Source organism: Sporomusa sp. (assembly GCF_035561155.1).
Classification (GTDB): Bacteria; Bacillota; Negativicutes; order Sporomusales; family Sporomusaceae; genus Sporomusa.
The window spans coordinates 19,879-39,670 of sequence record NZ_DATMYD010000153.1 but is presented as its reverse complement, the minus strand read 5'-3'; the positions used below and the strand labels follow the sequence as shown (position 1 = coordinate 39,670).

Annotated in this window: 22 protein-coding genes and 1 riboswitch; of the genes, 3 read left to right on the top strand and 19 right to left on the bottom strand. The window is 48.2% G+C overall.

Annotated features, from left to right (window positions below; all coding sequences use genetic code 11):
- Position 1: 1 nt before the first annotated feature.
- Positions 2 to 511 carry a 4Fe-4S dicluster domain-containing protein gene (locus VN447_RS20550; protein ID WP_325527818.1) on the top strand — a complete coding sequence of 170 codons (510 nt, stop codon included), beginning with the start codon at positions 2 to 4 and terminating at the stop codon, positions 509 to 511.
- 71 nt (positions 512 to 582) lie between these two features.
- Here the strand turns inward: VN447_RS20550 and VN447_RS20545 are convergent, their stop codons facing one another.
- The 11 genes from VN447_RS20545 to hisG form a co-directional block, all read right to left on the bottom strand.
- Positions 583 to 1,338, bottom strand: a complete 756-nt coding sequence (locus VN447_RS20545) for a 2Fe-2S iron-sulfur cluster-binding protein (protein WP_325527816.1) — start codon at positions 1,336 to 1,338, stop codon at positions 583 to 585.
- Positions 1,339 to 1,351: 13 nt separating this feature from the next.
- The gene (locus tag VN447_RS20540) at positions 1,352 to 3,154 is read right to left on the bottom strand and encodes an NADH-quinone oxidoreductase subunit NuoF (protein ID WP_325527814.1); all 1,803 of its coding nucleotides are present in this window, start codon (positions 3,152 to 3,154) and stop codon (positions 1,352 to 1,354) included.
- Positions 3,141 to 3,635: an NAD(P)H-dependent oxidoreductase subunit E gene (locus tag VN447_RS20535; protein WP_325527813.1), complete on the bottom strand. Its 495-nt coding sequence runs from the start codon at positions 3,633 to 3,635 to the stop codon at positions 3,141 to 3,143. The genes VN447_RS20540 and VN447_RS20535 overlap by 14 nt, the downstream gene beginning before the upstream one ends.
- A 159-nt stretch (positions 3,636 to 3,794) precedes the next feature.
- Complete coding sequence (gene hisIE / locus VN447_RS20530) at positions 3,795 to 4,448, bottom strand: bifunctional phosphoribosyl-AMP cyclohydrolase/phosphoribosyl-ATP diphosphatase HisIE (RefSeq protein WP_325527811.1); 654 nt, start codon at positions 4,446 to 4,448, stop codon at positions 3,795 to 3,797.
- Positions 4,445 to 5,203, bottom strand: coding sequence for an imidazole glycerol phosphate synthase subunit HisF (gene hisF / locus VN447_RS20525; RefSeq protein WP_325527809.1), 759 nt, complete (start codon positions 5,201 to 5,203; stop codon positions 4,445 to 4,447). Before hisF ends, hisIE begins: the two co-directional genes overlap by 4 nt.
- Entirely contained in the window at positions 5,203 to 5,940 is a 738-nt protein-coding gene (gene hisA, locus VN447_RS20520) for a 1-(5-phosphoribosyl)-5-[(5-phosphoribosylamino)methylideneamino]imidazole-4-carboxamide isomerase (protein ID WP_325527807.1), read from the bottom strand. The genes hisF and hisA overlap by 1 nt, the downstream gene beginning before the upstream one ends.
- A gap of 7 nt (positions 5,941 to 5,947) precedes the next feature.
- Positions 5,948 to 6,580 carry an imidazole glycerol phosphate synthase subunit HisH gene (gene hisH / locus VN447_RS20515; RefSeq protein ID WP_325527805.1) on the bottom strand — a complete coding sequence of 211 codons (633 nt, stop codon included), beginning with the start codon at positions 6,578 to 6,580 and terminating at the stop codon, positions 5,948 to 5,950.
- 12 nt (positions 6,581 to 6,592) lie between these two features.
- The gene (hisB, locus tag VN447_RS20510) at positions 6,593 to 7,180 is read right to left on the bottom strand and encodes an imidazoleglycerol-phosphate dehydratase HisB (RefSeq protein ID WP_325527804.1); all 588 of its coding nucleotides are present in this window, start codon (positions 7,178 to 7,180) and stop codon (positions 6,593 to 6,595) included.
- The gene (hisC, locus tag VN447_RS20505) at positions 7,177 to 8,220 is read right to left on the bottom strand and encodes a histidinol-phosphate transaminase (RefSeq protein WP_325527802.1); all 1,044 of its coding nucleotides are present in this window, start codon (positions 8,218 to 8,220) and stop codon (positions 7,177 to 7,179) included. The genes hisB and hisC overlap by 4 nt, the downstream gene beginning before the upstream one ends.
- A 1-nt stretch (position 8,221) precedes the next feature.
- Positions 8,222 to 9,562: a histidinol dehydrogenase gene (gene hisD / locus VN447_RS20500; protein WP_325527800.1), complete on the bottom strand. Its 1,341-nt coding sequence runs from the start codon at positions 9,560 to 9,562 to the stop codon at positions 8,222 to 8,224.
- On the bottom strand, positions 9,559 to 10,224 hold the full coding sequence (gene hisG / locus VN447_RS20495; RefSeq protein WP_325527798.1) for an ATP phosphoribosyltransferase: 666 nt from the start codon (positions 10,222 to 10,224) through the stop codon (positions 9,559 to 9,561). Before hisG ends, hisD begins: the two co-directional genes overlap by 4 nt.
- Before the next feature lie 163 nt (positions 10,225 to 10,387).
- Here hisG and VN447_RS20490 point away from each other — a divergent pair, with 163 nt between their 5' ends.
- Positions 10,388 to 11,344, top strand: coding sequence for a D-2-hydroxyacid dehydrogenase (locus VN447_RS20490; protein WP_325527796.1), 957 nt, complete (start codon positions 10,388 to 10,390; stop codon positions 11,342 to 11,344).
- Here the strand turns inward: VN447_RS20490 and VN447_RS20485 are convergent.
- From VN447_RS20485 to VN447_RS20475, 3 genes are read right to left on the bottom strand one after another with little or no spacing between them, the layout of a single operon-like run.
- Complete coding sequence (locus VN447_RS20485) at positions 11,341 to 11,868, bottom strand: HDIG domain-containing metalloprotein (protein ID WP_325527794.1); 528 nt, start codon at positions 11,866 to 11,868, stop codon at positions 11,341 to 11,343. The two genes, VN447_RS20490 and VN447_RS20485, sit on opposite strands and share 4 nt — an antisense overlap.
- Positions 11,861 to 13,045, bottom strand: coding sequence for an ATP phosphoribosyltransferase regulatory subunit (gene hisZ, locus VN447_RS20480; protein ID WP_325527792.1), 1,185 nt, complete (start codon positions 13,043 to 13,045; stop codon positions 11,861 to 11,863). Before hisZ ends, VN447_RS20485 begins: the two co-directional genes overlap by 8 nt.
- Positions 13,046 to 13,065: 20 nt before the next feature.
- Entirely contained in the window at positions 13,066 to 13,371 is a 306-nt protein-coding gene (locus tag VN447_RS20475; protein ID WP_325527790.1) for a YerC/YecD family TrpR-related protein, read from the bottom strand.
- Positions 13,372 to 13,578: 207 nt separating this feature from the next.
- Positions 13,579 to 13,685: riboswitch (SAM riboswitch) on the top strand.
- Between the two features lie 139 nt (positions 13,686 to 13,824).
- Here VN447_RS20475 and VN447_RS20470 point away from each other — a divergent pair.
- Positions 13,825 to 14,646, top strand: a complete 822-nt coding sequence (locus VN447_RS20470; protein WP_325527788.1) for a MetQ/NlpA family ABC transporter substrate-binding protein — start codon at positions 13,825 to 13,827, stop codon at positions 14,644 to 14,646.
- Between the two features lie 65 nt (positions 14,647 to 14,711).
- Here VN447_RS20470 and VN447_RS20465 read toward each other — a convergent pair whose 3' ends face one another.
- The 5 genes from VN447_RS20465 to VN447_RS20445 all read right to left on the bottom strand — a co-directional run bounded on the left by VN447_RS20465 (position 14,712) and on the right by VN447_RS20445 (position 19,701).
- Entirely contained in the window at positions 14,712 to 15,299 is a 588-nt protein-coding gene (locus VN447_RS20465; protein ID WP_325527786.1) for a TetR/AcrR family transcriptional regulator, read from the bottom strand.
- A gap of 14 nt (positions 15,300 to 15,313) precedes the next feature.
- Complete coding sequence (locus tag VN447_RS20460; protein WP_325527784.1) at positions 15,314 to 15,832, bottom strand: DUF456 domain-containing protein; 519 nt, start codon at positions 15,830 to 15,832, stop codon at positions 15,314 to 15,316.
- A gap of 21 nt (positions 15,833 to 15,853) precedes the next feature.
- Positions 15,854 to 17,125, bottom strand: a complete 1,272-nt coding sequence (gene purD, locus VN447_RS20455) for a phosphoribosylamine--glycine ligase (protein WP_325527782.1) — start codon at positions 17,123 to 17,125, stop codon at positions 15,854 to 15,856.
- Between the two features lie 26 nt (positions 17,126 to 17,151).
- Complete coding sequence (locus tag VN447_RS20450; protein WP_325527780.1) at positions 17,152 to 17,904, bottom strand: YdcF family protein; 753 nt, start codon at positions 17,902 to 17,904, stop codon at positions 17,152 to 17,154.
- Positions 17,905 to 17,979: 75 nt separating this feature from the next.
- Positions 17,980 to 19,701, bottom strand: coding sequence for a glutamine--tRNA ligase/YqeY domain fusion protein (locus VN447_RS20445; protein ID WP_325527778.1), 1,722 nt, complete (start codon positions 19,699 to 19,701; stop codon positions 17,980 to 17,982).
- Positions 19,702 to 19,792: the final 91 nt, after the last annotated feature.

Below are 19,792 nucleotides of genomic sequence, written 5' to 3'. Positions count from 1 at the left end.
CATGCAAAGAGAAATTCTCGTGCGTCATGAACGCTGTATGGGCTGTCATTCCTGTGAAATGGCTTGCGCCGTGGCCCATTCACCGACACAAACGCTAGTTGGCGCGATGTTAAGCGATAAGCCGCCGCTTAAACAGATTTACGTCGAACAGGTTGACGACTTGAAAGCCCCGATTACCTGTCGGCATTGCGAGGATGCCCCCTGTGTAGAGCTCTGTATGCCCCATTCGCTGCACCGCACGACAGACGGCGTGGTTACCAACAGTGACCGCTTGAGCAAATGCTTGGGTTGCTGGATGTGCATCATGGCTTGTCCGTTTGGTGTCATCCGACAGGATGGCGACAAGCGTCGGGCGATAAAATGCGACCGGGAATGTCTGGACGAAACTAATACTCCGGCCTGTGTCCGGGCTTGTCCGACCGGAGCGCTGGTATTTACCACCGTAGCCGATTTCGAAGCTGGCAAGCGCCGGGGCCTGCTCCCCCCACTGGCTGGTATTGACAAGAGCTAGGCGCAAGTGAAATAAAATAAAAAAAATCCTACAGCGCTAACGCTTTGTAGGATTTTTTTATTCCTGCCAATTTACTTTGTAACAACATGACCATACATAGCTGTAAACTTTTTAAAGACAAAGGTTTTTTTGCATTTTTCACACAACAATTCATCGCTTGTTGTGTCAAGCCGATTATTGATATATTCCAGCTGTTCCTGAGTTATGAAGTATCTCCCACAGCCTTTGCAATTTAAAAGCTCAAAGCTTTTATTCCAGATAGTTCTTTTGTTACCTTGTTCAGAAGCTTTAATCGCACCAGTGGGGCATACTTGGGCACAGGTGCTACAGCCGATGCAGGTCTGAGATGGTTCATCATAAGGAGTAGATACCTTTTTAGTGATGCCTCTGCTTACTGTGGAGATGGCTGATAAACCCATAGTTTCACAGGCCGCTGCGCATAATCCGCAGAGAGTACACTGCTCATCCTGGTCTGAGGTGAATCGTAGTGATTGGGGGATGGCGTATTCTTCCCGAAGCCTGTTGATGTATTCATTGTTTGGAGCTCTCGCAGTCAGCAGCATAATGATTGTTTTTCTCATATTGACTATTTTAGGAGAATTGGTGATAACCTCAACTTCCTTGGTAACAGGATAAACGCAAGACGTGACAACTTTATGCCAGCCGTTTTCGACTACCTCTACAATACATAGCCTGCAGCTTGCTTGGCCAGGCAGGGCCTCACTATGACAAAGGGTAGGGATATGAATATTGTTACGCCTAGCGATAGGCAGGAGGAATTCGCCCTGCTCGGCTTGGCAGATCTTGCCGTCGATTGTTATATTCATCAATACAGCCTCCTTATTGGACCTTTACTGCATTAAACTTGCAAGTATCAATGCAATTGCCACACTTAATGCATTGTTGCATATCCAGAGTGTGGGGATCTTTGGCCTCACCGCTAATGGCTACAGCAGGACAATTCTTTTTACATAGTCCGCAACCAATGCATACATCTTGATCAATATAGTAAGCAGTCAAATCCTTGCAGATGCCGGCAGGACATTTTTTATCAACAATATGTGCCAGATATTCGTCCTTAAAGTACTTAATGGTTGAGTCGACAGGATTGGGGGCACTTTTTCCAAGTCCGCACAAGGCTGCTTCGCTGGTCATACTGCAAATCTCTTCCAGGAGCGCAATATCTTCAGTTTGACCCCGGCCCTGGCATATATCATTTAAAATTTCGAGCATTCTCTTTAAGCCCTCTCGGCAGGGGACACATTTCCCACATGATTCCTCTGCAAGAAAATTAACATAGTAGCGTGCCACATCGACCATACAGGTTCTTTCATCCATGATAATCATGCCACCGGATCCCATCATCGAACCTGCTGCCGTAAGGGTGTCGAAGTCAACCTGAAGGTCAAGCAGGCTTTCGGGAATACAGCCCCCTGATGGTCCGCCACTTTGAACAGCCTTAAATTTCTTATTGCCAATTACCCCGCCGCCGATATCGAATATCAATTTCCTTAAAGTGATTCCCATCGGCACTTCAACCAGGCCGGTATTTTTTATTTTGCCGACAAGTGAAAAAACTTTGGTACCTGTACTATTTTCGGTTCCAATCGAACTGAACCATTGACTTCCGTTGTTTATGATCAACGGGATGTTAGCCCAGGTTTCAACATTATTCAGGACTGTAGGCTGCCCCCACAGACCTTTTTCCACAGAACGCACATATTTGGCCCTAGGCTCACCTACCTTGCCTTCAATTGAAGCCATGAGGGCAGTTGATTCACCGCAAACGAAGGCACCTCCGCCTCTGACAATCTGTATGTCAAAATTAAAGCCGCTACCAAGAATATTCCTGCCAAGGAAGCCGCGTTCTTTGGCCTTTTCTATGGCAAAGGCAATATTTTTTATCGCAAGTGAGTATTCATCTCTGATGTAGATATAGCCTGCTTCCGACCTTATGGCATAACCGCATATCAGCATACCTTCAATTATACTGTTAGGATCGCCCTCCATAATGCTTCTATCCATAAAGGCACCCGGGTCGCCTTCATCGCCATTGCAAACCACATATTTGGGAAAGCTGTCATAGCTATCACATTGCTTCCATTTGCTACCGGTAGGGAAGCCAGCTCCGCCCCGGCCTCTTAATCCGGATGCCGCCACTTCTGCGATTACCTCCAGCGGTGTCATTGCCAAAAGAGCTTTCTTTAGGGCTTTATAGCCGTCGCGCGCAATATAGTCGTCGATATCTGAGGGATCAATTTCACCAATATTCTTTAGAGCTAACTTCATTTGCTGCCTGTAAAACTCATTATCTTTTTGAGATTTTACCTTTTTTCCGGTCGAATCATTTACATATAGAAGTCTGTCGATGACTTCATTTTTCAGAACGGATTTTTCATAGATCTCATCTATGTCTGATGGTTTAATTTTATAATAGGAGATGTCATCAGGCATAATTTTTACAATAGGACCTTTTTCGCAAAACCCATTGCAGCCAGTGGATTTTATGATGGGTTCGACATTGATATCTAAACCGGCTTCAAGGACTTTGTTTTTTAATCCTGTATAGATTTCCAGGCTATTATTTGCCAGACACCCTGTACCGCAGCAGATCAAAACTGTCTTTTTGCTATTTTCCCCCATCTGTCAGCCCCCCGTATCCGCCCAGGATTTCTCTTATCATAGCTGGCGTAACCTTTCCATAGTAAGTTTCGTTAATGACAATAACAGGAGCAATGGCGCAGGAGCCCAGGCAATTTACGGTTTCGAGCGAAAAACGGCCATCCTCGGTGGTTTCACCAGGTTTGATGTGAATCAGCTTCGCAATCTCATCGATAATAACCATAGAAGACCGGATATGACAGGCAGTACCGTCACATATCTTGATAATATTGTCGCCTTTCGGTTTCAGGCTTAGTGCTTTATAAAAAGTAGCCATGCTGTACAGCTTACTTAAAGGAGTATCGAGATACTTAGACAATATGATCAGGGATTCCTTGGGAATATAGCTATATTTCCGCTGTATATCCTGGAGTATAGCCAGGGTATACCTTTGTTCCCTCGGATATTTTTGTATAATATCATGGGTAGATGAAAAATCCGCTAGAGACTTTGCCATGGACATGCTCTCTCACCTTCTAATTTTAATACCAAAATATTACTTTTTATAAACATTATACCTTTTTTGTAAAAATCCTTTTTCTAATATACAAAAAATGCCGAAACCAGGCCCATAAAAAAAACATGCTATCCAGCTGAACATCCAACTGGAATAGCATGTTTTCTATTTCCTGCGCTTTTTCAATTCCTCTAACAGCTCACTTGGTGTAACGTCATGGTTTGCCAGCAAAACCAAGCAGTGATACCAAAGATCAGCCATCTCGTATAACAGCTCTTCTTTACTATTGTTCTTCGAAGCGATAATGGTTTCGGCCGCTTCTTCGCCGACTTTTTTCAGGATTTTGTCCTGCCCTTTTTCAAAGAGATAGTTGGTATAGGAGCCTTCTTTAGGGTTGTGCTTGCGGTCATTAATGACATGATAGAGTTCATATAAAACGCCTGCCAGCGGTTCTTTATACACCTTATCCGGATCAACCAGTTTTTCCGCTTGCTCGGTATCGGCATCCAGCCTGCGGCTAAAACAGGATAAGGTTCCCTCATGGCAGGCCGCACCTGTCTGGATTACTTTTACAAGAACAGTATCAGCATCACAGTCATAATATATTTCTTTAACCGCCTGCACATGGCCGGACGTTTCGCCTTTCTGCCAAAGTGCGCGGCGACTGCGGCTATAGAACCAGGTTACGCCGGTTTCCAGAGTTTTACTGAGTGCCTCTGCATTCATATAGGCCAGCATGAGCACGGTTCCAGTAACTTCATCCTGAATAATGGCTGGCACTAAACCGTGTTCATCATATTTTATGTTAGTTATATTCATAGTCTCACCTCTACCCCACGGGATTTAAGATATTCTTTAACCTGACCAACAGTAAACTGGCCATAGTGGAACACTGAAGCCGCGAGTACTGCATCTGCCTTGCCTGCTGTCAGCACTTCATAGAAGTGTTCAAGCTCGCCTGCACCGCCGGAAGCAATGACAGGAACATTGACAGCCTCAGAAACCGCCCTGGTAAGGGGAATGTCATAGCCGTCCTTAGTGCCGTCTTTATCCATACTTGTTAAGAGGATTTCACCGGCCCCCAGTTCAGTGGCCTGCTTCACCCATTCTAATACATCCATACCTGTCGGTGTCCGGCCGCCGTTAATATATACTTCCCATTTGCCAGGCTCAGTCTGGCGGGCATCAACAGCCAATACAATACACTGACGGCCAAACCGTTTGGCGCCTTCAGCCAATAGCTCAGGATTTTTTACCGCTGCCGTATTTAGGGAAACCTTATCCGCTCCGGCTTTGAGCATTGTCCGAATATCATCTACAGCCCGAATGCCGCCGCCTACCGTGAACGGAATAAACACCTCGGCTGCCACTCGCTCAACCACGTCTACCATAGTGTTCCGGCCATCAGACGAAGCCGTAATATCTAAGAAAACCAATTCATCGGCAAGCTTGACATCATAAACCTTAGCCAATTCCACCGGATCGCCGGCATCTCGCAGTCCGACAAAGTTTGTGCCTTTTACCACCCGTCCGTCTTTCACATCAAGACAGGGAATAATCCGTTTAGTGTACATTAAGCCGCTCCCTCCTTAGCCAGACGAATGGCCTCTGCCAGATCGACCGCGCCGGTATAAATGGCTTTACCAACAATAACGCCCTCAATGCCGTTATCTCGATTGGCCGCGTGAAGGGCCGTAATATCCTCCAGGCTTTTAACACCACCGGAGGCAATGACCGGGATACCAGCCGCTTTAGCCAGCGCCGCGGTTGCCGCGACATTAACGCCTTGCAGCGTACCGTCCCGGGAGATGTCGGTATAAATGATGCGGGCCACACCAGCCTCAGCCATCTTCTTGGCCAATTCTTCGGCCCCAATCCCGCCTGACACTTCCCAGCCGTCAAGCGCCGCCTGACCGTCCCGGGCATCAATGCCCACAACAATCCGGCTGCCGAACTGCCGGCAGGCTTCCCGTACCAATTCCGGATTGCGGACAGCAATCGAGCCTAAGATCACCCGGCTGACACCGGCCTCAAGCACTTGTCCAATCGTCTCAAGCGTCCGGATACCGCCGCCCAGTTGCACAGGTATCGCCACTGCTTTAACAATGGCACTCACTACCGCAAGGTTCACCGGCTTACCGGCTAACGCGCCGTCCAGATCAACAACATGTAGGTACTCAGCCCCGGCTGCCGCCCACTTGAGCGCCATCTCAGCCGGGTTATCGGCAAATACTGTCTCTTTATCAAAACGGCCTTCAGTCAGGCGGACACACCGTCCGCCCCGGATATCTATTGCCGGATATATAATCATGAATTGTTCAACCCCTTAAAAAGTTAGCTAAAATTGCCAGACCGGCAGCGCTTGATTTCTCGGGATGAAACTGCACGGCCTGCACATTACCGCAGCCTACCGCTGCCGTAACAGCACTGCCATACTCAGTAACAGCCGTTACCACCTGGCTATTTTCAGGTACCGCATGATAGCTATGGACAAAATAAACATAGGGCGCAGGCGGCAGTCCGGTAAAAAGATGACTGGGAGTCTTAATTTCAAGACTGTTCCAGCCCATATGAGGAATTTTTAAACCAGGGGCAATCAGCTTGCGTACCATTCCAGGCAGAATTCCCAGCCCTAGTACGCCGGGGTCTTCTTCACTACCGTCAAATAACAGCTGCAAGCCAAGACAAATCCCAAGAAAAGGCGTGCCCCGCCCAGCCACTTCTTTAATAATGTTAACAAGGCCATAGCTGTTCAGGTTACCCATACAGTCGCCGAATGCCCCTACCCCGGGCAGCACTACCTTGGCCGCACTGCCGATAACCACCGGGTCGCTGGTGACAACGATATCATACTTGCTGCCATTTTCGTCATTCAATTTAGCGAACGCTTTGGACACGCTATGAAGGTTGCCCATGCCATAATCAATAATTGCTAAGGTTTCAAGCGTCATCGCTGAGCCTCCTTATAACATTCCTTTACTAGACATAACGCCTTGTATCCGCTCGTCTTTGCGAGTGGCTTCATCAAGCGCCCGGCCTAACGCCTTAAAAATGGCTTCAATAATATGGTGAGTATTCTTGCCTGACAGCAGCCGCACATGCAGGGTGAGTCCGGCATGAACACTAAGCGCCCGCAAAAATTCTTCCGTAAGCTCACTGTCAAACTGGCCTACTTGCTCACTTGGCATTACAGCGTCAAACACCAAATACGGCCGCCCGCTGATATCAAGCGATACCATAGCCAAGGCTTCATCCATCGGCACAAATGCTGTGCCGTAGCGCTTGATCCCAGCCTTGTCACCCAACGCTTTGGCCAAGGCCTGCCCCAGAACAATCCCAGCGTCCTCCACAGTATGATGCCCATCAACATAGAGATCGCCTTTGGCCGTAACACTTAGGTCAAACAATCCGTGTTTGCTGAGTAGGATCAGCATATGATCAAAAAAACCGATACCTGTAGCAACCTGAGCTTGGCCGCAGCCATCAAGATTTATAGAAACCGTTATCGCTGTTTCCCCTGTTATGCGTTCAATAGCGGCAGTACGGCTCATGCGGTAACAGCCTCCAATACGGCATCGTTTTCAGCAGGTGTACCTATGCCAAGCCTGATACAGCCGGTAAGTCCGGGCGCAGTGCTGAAATCACGTACGCCGATCCCCCTGGTGCTAAGACGTGCTGCCAGCGCCGCGGCGTTGTCACTCTTAACAAGCAGGAAGTTGGTTTGCGAAGGATATACAGTCAAGCCGGAGATAGCGCTAAGGGCAGCTGTCATTCGCTCCCGCTCGCTGCTGTTCTCAGCCAGGCTGTTTGCAAACTCCTGACGCATGCCAAACACCGTCTCGGCGGTAATCAGCGTTAATGCGTTTACGTTGTACGGCAAGAGCACCTTGCCGATGGTGCTCACAATAGTCTCATTGGCTAAGAGATAACCCACGCGGGCGGCTGCCAGGCCATAAGCTTTGGAGAAGGTGCGGGCAATAGCAACATGCGGGTATTTGCTCAGCAAATCGACTGAGGTTTTTCCGTAAAACTCATGGTAGGCTTCGTCAACAACCACTAGACTCTTGGTGTTGGCAACAATATATTCAACTTGTTCCGGCGGCATAACTATGCCTGTCGGGTTGTTAGGATTACATAGGAGAACAACGCTGGCTGCTGCCTGGTTTGCTGCTGCCAGCAGTTTGTCGGCATCCAGCGTGTAATCATCATTAAGTCCTACAGGTATAGGCTGACTATCAGCCAATTTGGCATAAATGCCGTACATGGAAAATGACGGACTAGGGTACACAATGCTGCGTCCGGCACCACCAAATGCATAACACAATGCCTCCAGGATTTCACTTGAGCCGTTGCCAATCAGGACATTGGACGCTGTCAGACCAAACTCATCAGCAATCACTGTTTTCAACGACTGGGCGCTGATCTCAGGATAACGATTAAACGGCAGCGATCTCAGTTTTTCAACTACTTTGGCTTTAACAGCCGGTGGCAGGTCTGTTGGCCGTTCATTGGCGTCAAGCCTGATAGACCAATTTATTTCTTCAACAGAGTATGGTTTTAATGATTCCAACCCGGAACGGGGCATAAACATGCTAATTCCCCCTTATCCTGATAGCATTGGCGTGCGCGTTAAGCCCCTCGGCTTCAGCCAGCTTAATCACTTGACTGCTTACAGCTGCCAGCGCTGCTTGAGTATAAGCGATAATGCTGGTCTTTTTCATAAAGGTGTCAACATTGAGCACAGAGTAAAAACGGGCTGTACCACCTGTCGGTAGTACATGGTTGGGGCCGGCAAAGTAATCGCCCAGCGGTTCGGGAGAATAGGGCCCCATAAATATGGCACCTGCATGCCGCACGTAGGGCAGCAACTTGAAGGGCTCAGCTGTTAACAGCTCCAAATGTTCAGGTGCCGAAAAGTTGGCCAGTTCGACAGCCTCAAAAATATCTTTCGTAATAATAATCAAGCCGTTATCTTCAATAGATTGAGCAGCAATATCCTTACGCGGCAGTGCGGCCAATTGACTTTCGACCTCTTTAGCCACCATGCCGGCCAAGTCAGCGCTGTCGGTGATGAGAATACTTGAGGCTAACACATCATGTTCGGCCTGGCTTAACATGTCTGCCGCCACATAGCGGGGGTCAGCCGTGCTGTCAGCCACAATCAAAATCTCACTGGGCCCTGCCAACATGTCAATATCGACATGACCATACACGGCCTTCTTGGCCAAAGTAACAAAAATATTACCAGGGCCGGTAATCTTGTCCACCTTAGGAATGGTTTCAGTCCCAAAAGCCAGCGCGGCCACGGCCTGAGCCCCGCCTACCTTGAATATTCTTGTGACTCCGGCCAGCTTGGCAGCCGCCAAGACGTAGGGATTAACCCGGCCTTCGCGGTCAGGCGGCACAACCATGATAATCTCTTGAACCCCAGCCACAGCGGCTGGCACAGCATTCATCAGGACAGAAGACGGGTAGGCGGCAGTACCGCCAGGCACATAAATGCCGACCCGGTCAAGCGGCGTGCATTTTTGTCCAAGAACTGCCCCGTGTTCGCGTTCAGTAAACCATGATTCAGGCACTTTCTCAGCATGAAACTTCTTAACGTTAGCAGCCGCAGCCTCTAGTGCAGCAAGCACCTCTTTATCAACCCCAGCTACAGCGCTATCAATCTCAGCCTGCGTTACCTCCAAGGTGTCGGCGGTAAAATCGGCACCATCGATCGACTTAGTATATTTTAGCACAGCCTCATTGCCCTGATTCCGCACATCCTCGACAATGCGTTCTACAACCTGCTGCGCCGAGAGTTCTTCACCAAACAGTTCTTTTACTTTGGCCTTGGCTCCCGCACCAAGTACCACCTTGTCAAAAGCTGGCTTTTCCATAATCTCCGCGATTTCTTCTTTACTCAAATAGCTGCTGAATATCCTTTTCATGCTTTGCCCTCACTTTCCACCAGTGCTTTTAACCCTTCCACCATTTTGTTGATCCGGTCAAACTTCATTTTAAAGCTCACCCGGTTGGCGATAAATCTGGCTGTTGCCGGGTGAATCTGCGCCACTTCCACCAGATTATTTTCTTTAAGAGTACGGCCGGTTTCCACCAAGTCAACAATAATCTCAGCCAATCCCACCATGGGCGCTAATTCAATCGAACCGTTCAGCTTGATAATCTCCATTTGGATGCCAATACTGTGGAAAAAGCTTTCTGCTACCCGGGGATACTTGGTAGCCACCCGCATATGGGCATAGTCGCTCAGCTTTTCCTGCTTGAGCGCCTGGGGTACTGCCACCATCATCCGGCAAAAACCAAACTTTAAGTCTAGCAGTTCGTAGACATCCTTGCTTTCTTCTAACAGCACGTCTTTGCCGATAATCCCGACATCAGCTGCGCCGTATTCGACATAGGTAGGCAGGTCTGCCGTCTTAGTAATGATAAACCGGATCTTCTCAGTCTCATTCGCAATGACCAATTTGCGAGAGTTCTCGCTGAGGCCCTCGGCAGTATAGCCTAGTTTAGCCAGCCTGCTTGCCGAAAGGTCAAACAACTTACCTTTTGGCAGGGCGATTGTTAAATAATCCATATCATTTGAGGTCATGTCATGCCTCCTGTTTTTCTTTAATTAGTTAAAGCATTAATGTAATAATATACTAACACCCTATTGTCTCACCGTCAATACCTTGTTTGCGTTTTTTAAAGGAAAACTGTCTGTATATGTAGAACTAATTGGCAGGATAATAAACCTGATAAGGAGGTTCTATATGGCTGTACTTAATGTTGTTGTGCTCAACCCGCTTGCTGACCGTCATCTAGAGGTCATTCAGGCAGTTGATCCTGATATCAATATAATTGTAACTGATGAAAAGAGCGCCCTTGAAAAAATGCCCGGCTGCCATATTCTCGTAACCTGGGGCTGGGCCGAGACCAGACCTCTGTATCTGGCTGCCCCACACCTCGAGTGGATTCACGCGCTAAGCGCCGGCGTTGAAAAGCTGATTTTCCCCGAACTCCAGTCCGCTGACACCATCCTGACTAATTCCAAAGGTATTCATGGTATTCCGGTATCTGAGCATATATTAGCCATGATGCTGGCCTTTAGCCGCGGACTTACTATCAGTATCCGCCAGCAGGAGGCGAAAAAGTGGAAACGCATGCCAACCACGGAACTGCACGAACAAACCCTTGCTATCGTCGGCTTAGGTTCAATTGGCCGGGAAATTGCTAAAAAAGCCAAAGCCCTTGGAATGAGAGTGCTTGCCAGCAAGCAGGAGGTTACAACCGAACTGTTTGTTGACAAGCTCTATCCGCCAGACAATGAAAGCCTACTTGAGATGTTATCCCAAGCCGATTTTGTCGTTATCGCCTTACCGCTCACCGAACATACGCAAAACATGATTAGCCTGCCCCATTTTACGGCTATGAAACGCTCGGCTTACCTCTTCAATATTGCCCGGGGCACTGTCGTCAACGAAGCCGACCTAATTACGGCTTTAGAACAAAAGTTAATTCAGGGCGCAGGCCTGGATGTCTTTGCCACCGAGCCCTTGCCGGAAACCAGCCTACTCTGGAACATGCCTAACGTCATTATCACACCACATGTTGCAGCCTTATCACCCGCTTATCTTGACCGGGCTATTAAGCTGTTTGCCGACAATCTTACCCGGTTTATCCAGGGACGGGATATGATTAACATTATTGATAAAGAGAAAGGCTATTAATGTAGGCTATCGGCCGCTCTTAATAGCCTAAGCTCCGGTGGTTCACCTGCTGCCGAAGCCTCATGATGCCGCATAACAATCTCGATCACCGGCTGGGGCGCGCCAATAGCCTGAAGCATAGCTGCCCCCCGGACCGCATGGTTATAATAGATATACACCGCATGGCGCAGATTAGCCACTTTACTGCCCCGCCCCAGGCGTGCCCATCGTCTGGCCCAGCCAGGCGCACATTTATCTAGAATTACTGTAATGATTTTATCGGCAGTGCTTACATCGCCTTGCACCTTGCCGACATCATGTAAAAGCGCACACTGTATCAGCAGTTCCTGGTCAACCGTACAGTCACCGGCACTAAGCTCAAACGCTGTATAAGCCACATTCAGGGCGTGTCGCTGGTCTGGCAGATTCATCTGCCAGAAAAGCGCCGCTTGCGCTGAGTCTAAATTGCGAGCGATAAACTCCCGGTCCTGCTCGGTAATCCGGGCTGACAATGCCGACACCAGCTGCTTAACCCGCTTACTCAATATAAATCAGTTCTTCATAGCCTCGTTCAGCAACCGTTGTTTCGGCTGTTGACCTGGACACAGGTGCTAGCGCCAGCTCGGCCCGCCGTCCTTCTTTACGGCATTTGTTGGCAGCCGCAATCGCTGGTGAAAGCCTGCCTTCCCCCCAGGCTATATACACATCTTTGCCACGCACGCTGACACCAATACCTTGTCGTTCCATCGCCAGCAGCACCCGTTCAATGCCTAGCGCAAAACCTGTGGCCGGATTGGCAACACCAAATGAAGCCAGCATATTGTCATACCGGCCGCCGCCGCAGAGCGGGAAGCCTAATCCTGGTGTATAGCCCTCAAACACCATGCCGGTGTAATAATCAAAGTCTCGAATAATCCCTAAGTCGAAGTTTACATAACGATCAACACCATAACCGGCCAGCAGCCTGCGGATATCGGCCAGATTATCCAGGGCCCTCCGGCTAAGGTCATTGCTCACTAGCCGGTAGGCCTTATTGAGCATATCTTCCTGTCCGTGTAGCAGTGGGATTTGCTGCAACAATTCCTGTGCCACCTGACTGAGCCCACTTTGCGCCAGAATTTCACCTAGTCCTACCAAATCCCTCGAAACCATAGCGTATTTGACCTGCTGCTGATGCTGCGGAGTTAACCCACTCTCAGCCATAAGGCCATTGATAAAATCGACTTGACCTAAGCTGATTTGAAAATTGGTCAAGCCAGATTCCAACATAGCTTCTACTGCCAACGCCACAACCTCGGCGTCAGCCGCCGGGCCGGGCGCTCCTAAGAGTTCAACACCCGCCTGATAAAATTCGCACTGCCTGCCAGCCTGGGCCTGTTCGTGCCGGAAGACATTGGTGAGGTAAAACAGCCTCAGCGGCAGCTGCGTTTCTTTTAGCCTGGTAGCCGCCACCCGGGCAATTGGCGTAGTCATATCCGGCTTAAGCGCCAAGATACGGTTGTTTTTATCAAAAAACTTGAACACATGCTGGTGCAGGTCACTGCCAGTACCTACTGTAAGTGTTTCGATATACTCAAACGTTGGGGTTACCACTTCATCATAGCCCCAACGAGAAAAAAGCTCAGCAAGCGAACCTTCAACAATACGCTTCTGCTTGGCTTCCCGCAGCAGCAGGTCCCGAGTGCCGTAAGGAATTTGCGGCACAAACTGATTTTTGTTCATTGTCTACACTCCCTTCGACTCTAGTCAGCCTTATTTTCCTCTAGATGACCCAATACTGCTTTATAGCCGTCAGCGCCGTAATAAAGACAGCGCTTAACCCGGCTGATCGTCGCCGTACTGGCACCGGTAGAAGCAACAATATCATCATAAATAACCCCTGCTTTTAACAGACGCGCCACTTCCAGACGCTGGGCCATAGCTTTGAGTTCGCCGATTGTGCATACGTCCTCAAAAAACTGGTAGCATTCTTCCTCGTTCTTAAGCGATAAAATGCCCTTAAATAACTGATCTGTGAGCCCATCTTTCAATTTGGGATTTGCCGGCATGCTGCTACGCCTCCTGTAAATACTTGCTTACTGATTATTAGTTCGCTATTAACCTAGATTTCCCTTCTTTAATTCTTTTTATCTTTATTTAATTAAAATCGATTATATGCATTATAGATTTGTCCTTTTCACGCAAATAATACCATAAAAATCCTCTGTTGACAGATACATTCAACCATGCTATTATAAATTTCATAAATTAAATATTACTCATCAAGAGCTGGCTGAGGGAATGGCCCTATGACGCCGCGGCAACCATCGCATACTGCGAACGGTGCCAATTCCAACAGGATTAAATTCCTGGCAGATGAAGAACTGGACAATAAGCCTCTTCGCACTGCCGAAGAGGCTTTAATTATTTCCACGGAGGGAGGACCGAGACAACACTTCTCTATCTGCTGCACACAATCACATTTTTAAAAATTGCACTTTATTATTAGGAGGAATATGATTATGAGAAAGTTTACCTTAATACTGATTACCACATTATTGGCTTTGTCCACTTTTATTGCCGGCTGCGGCAGCAAGGAAACCCCGGCACCTTCAGCTTCGGAAAAGAAGACTATTAAGGTTGGCGCTACCGCTGTGCCCCATGCCGAGATTCTCAATGTGATCAAACCTACCCTTGAAAAAGAAGGCATTAACCTTGTTATCGTTGAAATGAGTGACTATGTCCGTCCGAATATTGCTGTAGCTGAAAAAGAGCTTGACGCTAACTTCTTCCAGCACATCCCCTATCTGACCAAATTCAGCAGCGAGCGCAAACTTGACTTGACCTATACCGCAGCCGTACATATCGAGCCTATGGGCATTTACTCCAAGAAAGTAAAAAACCTGAATGACTTGCAAAACGGCGCACAAATAGCCATCCCTAACGACCCCACCAATGGTGGCCGCGCATTAGCGCTTTTAGCCAAAGCCGGCATTATTAAGCTGAAAGACGGCGCAGGCGTTAATGCTACCGTGAAAGACATTACCGAAAACCCCAAAAACGTAAAAATCCGCGAACTTGAAGCTCCTCAACTGCCCCGTTCGCTTGATGATGTCGCCTTAGCGGTCATTAACACGAACTATGCTCTTGAAGCAAAACTCGTTCCTGCCAAAGACGCCCTCTTCATTGAACAAAAAGACTCTCCCTATGTCAATATCCTGACTGTCCGCAAAGGGGATGAAAACCGCCCCGAAATCCAAAAGCTAACCAAAGCCCTAACCTCTGAAGAGGTTAAAAAGTTTATTAATGAAAAATATCAAGGTGCCATTGTACCGGCGTTCTAGATGTATTCAAAAGGCTTGAACCTTTCACACGAAGGGTTCAAGCCTTTTTTATTCTTACTCCTTTATTACCGTTCAACAACACCATAAAGAAAAATATCGGCAATATTGTTCGCAGCCTTATCAATGGAATCATCATCTTCACCGACAAATCCCTGAAATACCATCATCACGATGACACTAAACAGACCGTGAGCCGCTTTATGTACATCACATTGGCGGATAGCCCCTTGTTCAATGCCTTCCTGCAAAATATTCTCCAATATCCCAATGGTGTGGACAAATCTCTCCCGATATTTTTCGCGCTGAGCCTCGGTAAAGCATGACGATTCATGGCCCAGTCCGCGCATCTCATGCATAAGCACCCGCCACAAATCCGCGTTAGCCACATAAAACTCTAAAAACACCTTGATGGCTTTTTTAATTTTGATTAACGGCAGTTCAGCTAAAGTGGCAATCATATTGAGTTCAGCTTCAAATTTTGAGCTGCGTTCTTTGATCAGGGTATAAAAAAGCTGTTCCTTACTGACAAAATAGTTATACACAGTGCCCTTGCCAGTGTCGGCCAGTGCAATAATCTCATCAACCGTAGCGCGGTGATACCCCTTGCGGGAAAAAACGGTATAGGCGGCATCAAGTATTTGCTGGCGTTTCATATTTTTCCTCCTGTCTACCCTGGCCACGTTAACTTGGAAATGATAAACGCCACCATACCGATGGCTACCGCTAATTTGAAGATTAGCCCCAGTGCCTGACCGACAACAATACTTTTTGCTACCCGGCCCGCCTTTTCCCTGCTGCCTGTGGCTGCATACTCAGCCAGATATCCGGCGGCAAAAGAGCCGCCGATAGCCCCGGCAATCGAACCAAGACCAGGCATTACCCCTGTGCCAATAATACCACCGGCAATACCGCCGACAAAAGCTGCACCAATGGCCGCCCTGGAGGCGTTCTCTTTCTTGGCGCCCAGCGACCCTGCCGCAAACTCAGCCAATTCCCCGGCTAGCAACGCTCCAAAAAGGATGAGCAGGACAGTGTTATTCATATAAACAAAGGCTTCCAGATAGCCATATCCTAGCGCTGCGAAAAATATCAACCAATTACCTGGCAGGCCGATAGCAGTCAATCCGATGCCAATAACAGTAACAACAATGACCAGTAAATTAATGGCTGTTAACCCTGCATCCAAGGTGTGCACTCCCTCTGCGTTCTACTTCCGGTTGAATGCCCGGTGAGCGATATCTTTACGATAATGCATCCCTTCAAACTTTATCTCAGGTACAGCCTGGTAAACCTTATCCACCGCCGCACGAATATCACTGGCTACAGCAGTCACGCCAAGCACACGGCCACCATTTGTTACAATATTGCCATCCCGGAATCCCGTACCAGCATGGAAGACCATGGCTCCTTGTGCTTCGGCCTTATCAAGTCCACTAATTTTATCGCCTTTAGTATAATTGCCCGGATAACCACCGGCTGCCAGCACAACACAGACGGCCGCCTTGTTTTCCCATTCAATGGTTACATCAGCCAGCCGCTCATCCGCACAGGCTTCCATAATATCAACTAAATCACTGGCCAAGAGTGGCAGCACAACCTGGGTCTCGGGATCGCCAAACCGGGCGTTAAATTCAATAACTTTTGGTCCCTTGGCAGTAATCATTAAGCCGGCGTACAAGCAGCCCTTATAGATAATGCCTTCCTGGCGCAGGCCATCAACCACCGGCTGTAATACCTCCCGCGTTACTTGAGCCCGCACAGCATCAGTAACCACAGGTGCGGGAGCGTAGGTACCCATACCACCGGTATTGGGCCCCTGGTCATTGTCAGATACCCGCTTATGGTCTTGAGCGGCAATCATGGGCGCTACGGTAAAGCCATCAGTAAAGGCCAGCAGTGACGCCTCTTCACCCTCAAGATATTCTTCAATAACCACTAGGTTGCCTGCACTGCCAAACGCCTTATCCCTCATCATCATATCCACAGCCGCGACAGCCTCTTCCACTGTCATGGCAACAACAACGCCCTTACCGGCTGCCAAGCCATCGGCTTTGACAACAATGGGCGCACCTTGTTTCTGGATGTAGGCTATGGCACTGTCCGCATCTGTAAAGGCAGCAGAGGCTGCAGTAGGAATGTTGTACTTATGCATAATTTCTTTGGCAAAGGCCTTAGATCCTTCTAATTGTGCCGCCTTCTGGGATGGTCCGAATACTTTAAGGTTGAGAGCGGAAAAATGGTCCACAAGACCGTTGGTCAGCGGCAGCTCAGGTCCAACCACTGTTAAGCCGATGTTATGCGCAAGGGCAAACTTGCCCAAAGCTTCATTATCAGTTACATCAATATCCACACACTCAGCCACCGACGCAAGCCCGGGATTTCCTGGCACACAGTATATCTTCTCCACCCGGGGACTCTGTCCCAGCTTCCAGGCTAAAGCGTGTTCGCGCCCGCCGCCGCCAATAAGTAAAATTTTCAAAATACCACTCCTCTATATAATTTTCGTCAAAACCAATTTACAGCCAGAAGGCCGAGATATTCTTTTATGGCTAACTGTGTGTTATAGAACGCATCAGCCCGGGGCCACAGTTGGTGCCATTCAAAAATAAACTGGGTATTTGTCTGGTAATCAGTGGGGTATGGGGTTACTGCCATATTGTATTTAGTAAACTGCTTGACAGATCGCTCCATATGAAAAGCTGAGGTCACCAGAACTGGACTGGAAAACCCCTGTTCATCCAAAATCTTTTTAGTAAATTTAGCATTATCGGCGGTATTGAGGCTCTGCCCTTCAACAATGATTTTATTGGCGGGAATACCTAGCCCACGCAGGATATGCTCAGCAATTTCAGCCTCTTTACCAGAATTGGCAAACACCTGCCCGCCAGAAATAATAATGGGCGCACCTGTAATATAATGCAGCTGCGCTGCTGTCAGTAACCGGTTGGCGGCAAATCCCGTTAAATGGCCTTTGCCATGAACATTGGGGGTGTCTGCCGTTGCTCCGCCCCCCAGCATCACAATAACATCACCGCTGACACTCTGAGGCGGCTGGTAACGGGTTTCCAGTGACCGCATAAGCCAATCGCCCACCAAAGGGGTCGAGATAAGATATAGCAGCCCTGTTATTACAGCCAGTACCCGTACCCCCTGCTGTTTTCGCCGATACAGCCACAGACAAAGCAGTGTCAGAGCGGCAATAAACAAACCCGGCGGCAGCAGGAAGGTTATATACAAAAATTTTATCAAGACCAGCACGTAAAAATACCCCGCTTCGCAGATGTCAGAAAGACTTTTACCGGCATCCCTGCCAGGCAAAAGTCTTTCGTGCTGCTATTTCTTCTCAAGCTTGGCCCACGAATCTTTTAGGGATACGATACGGTTAAACACCGGCATATGTGGTGCTGAATCCCGATCCACTGCAAAATAACCATGCCGTAAAAACTGAAATCGACTTCCCTCTTGAGGGTTTTTAATACTTGGCTCTACCAGGCAATCAACCAATCTTTCCAAGGAATTGGGATTGAGCTTATCCACGAAATCCTTTGCGTCCTCTCCCGCGTCTTCCTGGTCTTGATTATTGACTAGCAGGTAATCATACAAGCGTACCTCCGCTTTCCCGGCATGAGCAGCCGATACCCAGTGCAGTACGCCCTTAACCTTGCGGTTGGCAGTACCGCTGCCACTCTTGGTGTCGGGATCGTATGAACAGTGTACCGCCACAATCTCGCCGGTTTGCTCGTCTTTCACTACCTGCTCGCACTTAATAATGTAAGCGTGTTTAAGCCGGACTTCAGCCCCGGGCGTTAAGCGGAAATATTTCTTGGGCGGATTTTCCATAAAATCATCTTGTTCAATATATATTTCCCGGGAAAACGGGATTGTCCGTGACCCCATCTCAGGGTTTTCCGGATTGTTTTCGGCAATAAGCTCTTCTACTTGTCCTTCCGGATAATTGTCGATAATGAGCTTCAGGGGTTTTAGCACTGCCATAACGCGGGTTGCCTTAGTATTAAGGTCTTCTCTAATGCAATGCTCCAGTAGTGCAACATCCACAGTGCTGTTGCTTTTGGCAACACCAATGCGGTCACAAAAGTCGCGGATTGATTCAGGGGTAAAGCCCCGTCTCCGCAAACCCGAGATTGTTGGCATCCGTGGATCGTCCCAACCGCTGACATAGCCCTCTTCAACAAGCCGCCGCAAATAACGCTTACTCATGATCGTGTTAGTAAGATTCAACCGGGCGAACTCAATCTGCTGGCACTGATAAATGCCTAATGCTTCAAGCGTCCAATCGTATAATGGCCGGTGATCTTCAAACTCAAGTGTACAAATGGAGTGGGTCACACCTTCCATTGAGTCAGAGATAGGATGGGCGTAATCGTACATGGGGTAGATACACCAGGCGTCGCCAGTACGGTGGTGCTTGGCGCGGACAATACGGTAGAAAACAGGATCACGCATATTAAGGTTAGGGGAGGACATATCGATTTTTGCCCGCAGCACCCGGCTGCCTTCAGCGAATTCCCCAGCCTTCATTTTCTCAAACAGTGCAAGGTTCTCTTCTACTGTGCGGCTACGGTAAGGGCTTTCTTTACCAGGTTCAGTCAGTGTTCCGCGATATTGCCGTGTCTCTTCAGCAGACAAATCACAGACATAGGCTTTACCCTTTTTAATGAGTTCAACAGTATATTCATAAATTTTTCCAAAATAATCGGAAGCATAATACTTGCGGTCATCCCAGTCAAAACCTAACCACTTTACGTCTTCCTGAATAGAATCTACATACTCTACATCTTCTTTGGTCGGGTTAGTATCATCAAAACGCAGATTACATTTGCCACCATACTTAAGAGCCAGTCCAAAATTTAAGCAGATTGATTTGGCATGCCCGATATGCAGGTAACCGTTCGGCTCTGGCGGGAAACGTGTATGGACCCGGCTGCCGTATTTTCCGGTCTTTATATCTTCATTGATCATGACTTCAATAAAATTAGCAGGCATAGCAGGATTGGCGGCAGGTTCTTTATCCAAATGTTCAGTTTCTGTATTCATGCAAATCCTCCTTAGGGTATGTCCATTTTATTATATCCTTATATTATACAACATTACTGCCCTTTCCAAAAGCGAGTAACAGCATATATTG

Coding starts and splice junctions, on each gene's coding strand:
- VN447_RS20550 (WP_325527818.1), top strand. CDS start 2: ATGCAAAGAGAAATTCTCGTGCGTCATGAACGCTGTATGGGCTGTCAT.
- VN447_RS20545 (WP_325527816.1), bottom strand. CDS start 1,338: ATGAATATAACAATCGACGGCAAGATCTGCCAAGCCGAGCAGGGCGAA.
- VN447_RS20540 (WP_325527814.1), bottom strand. CDS start 3,154: ATGGGGGAAAATAGCAAAAAGACAGTTTTGATCTGCTGCGGTACAGGG.
- VN447_RS20535 (WP_325527813.1), bottom strand. CDS start 3,635: ATGTCCATGGCAAAGTCTCTAGCGGATTTTTCATCTACCCATGATATT.
- hisIE (WP_325527811.1), bottom strand. CDS start 4,448: ATGAATATAACTAACATAAAATATGATGAACACGGTTTAGTGCCAGCC.
- hisF (WP_325527809.1), bottom strand. CDS start 5,203: ATGTACACTAAACGGATTATTCCCTGTCTTGATGTGAAAGACGGACGG.
- hisA (WP_325527807.1), bottom strand. CDS start 5,940: ATGATTATATATCCGGCAATAGATATCCGGGGCGGACGGTGTGTCCGC.
- hisH (WP_325527805.1), bottom strand. CDS start 6,580: ATGACGCTTGAAACCTTAGCAATTATTGATTATGGCATGGGCAACCTT.
- hisB (WP_325527804.1), bottom strand. CDS start 7,180: ATGAGCCGTACTGCCGCTATTGAACGCATAACAGGGGAAACAGCGATA.
- hisC (WP_325527802.1), bottom strand. CDS start 8,220: ATGTTTATGCCCCGTTCCGGGTTGGAATCATTAAAACCATACTCTGTT.
- hisD (WP_325527800.1), bottom strand. CDS start 9,562: ATGAAAAGGATATTCAGCAGCTATTTGAGTAAAGAAGAAATCGCGGAG.
- hisG (WP_325527798.1), bottom strand. CDS start 10,224: ATGACCTCAAATGATATGGATTATTTAACAATCGCCCTGCCAAAAGGT.
- VN447_RS20490 (WP_325527796.1), top strand. CDS start 10,388: ATGGCTGTACTTAATGTTGTTGTGCTCAACCCGCTTGCTGACCGTCAT.
- hisZ (WP_325527792.1), bottom strand. CDS start 13,045: ATGAACAAAAATCAGTTTGTGCCGCAAATTCCTTACGGCACTCGGGAC.
- VN447_RS20475 (WP_325527790.1), bottom strand. CDS start 13,371: ATGCCGGCAAATCCCAAATTGAAAGATGGGCTCACAGATCAGTTATTT.
- VN447_RS20470 (WP_325527788.1), top strand. CDS start 13,825: ATGAGAAAGTTTACCTTAATACTGATTACCACATTATTGGCTTTGTCC.
- VN447_RS20465 (WP_325527786.1), bottom strand. CDS start 15,299: ATGAAACGCCAGCAAATACTTGATGCCGCCTATACCGTTTTTTCCCGC.
- VN447_RS20445 (WP_325527778.1), bottom strand. CDS start 19,701: ATGAATACAGAAACTGAACATTTGGATAAAGAACCTGCCGCCAATCCT.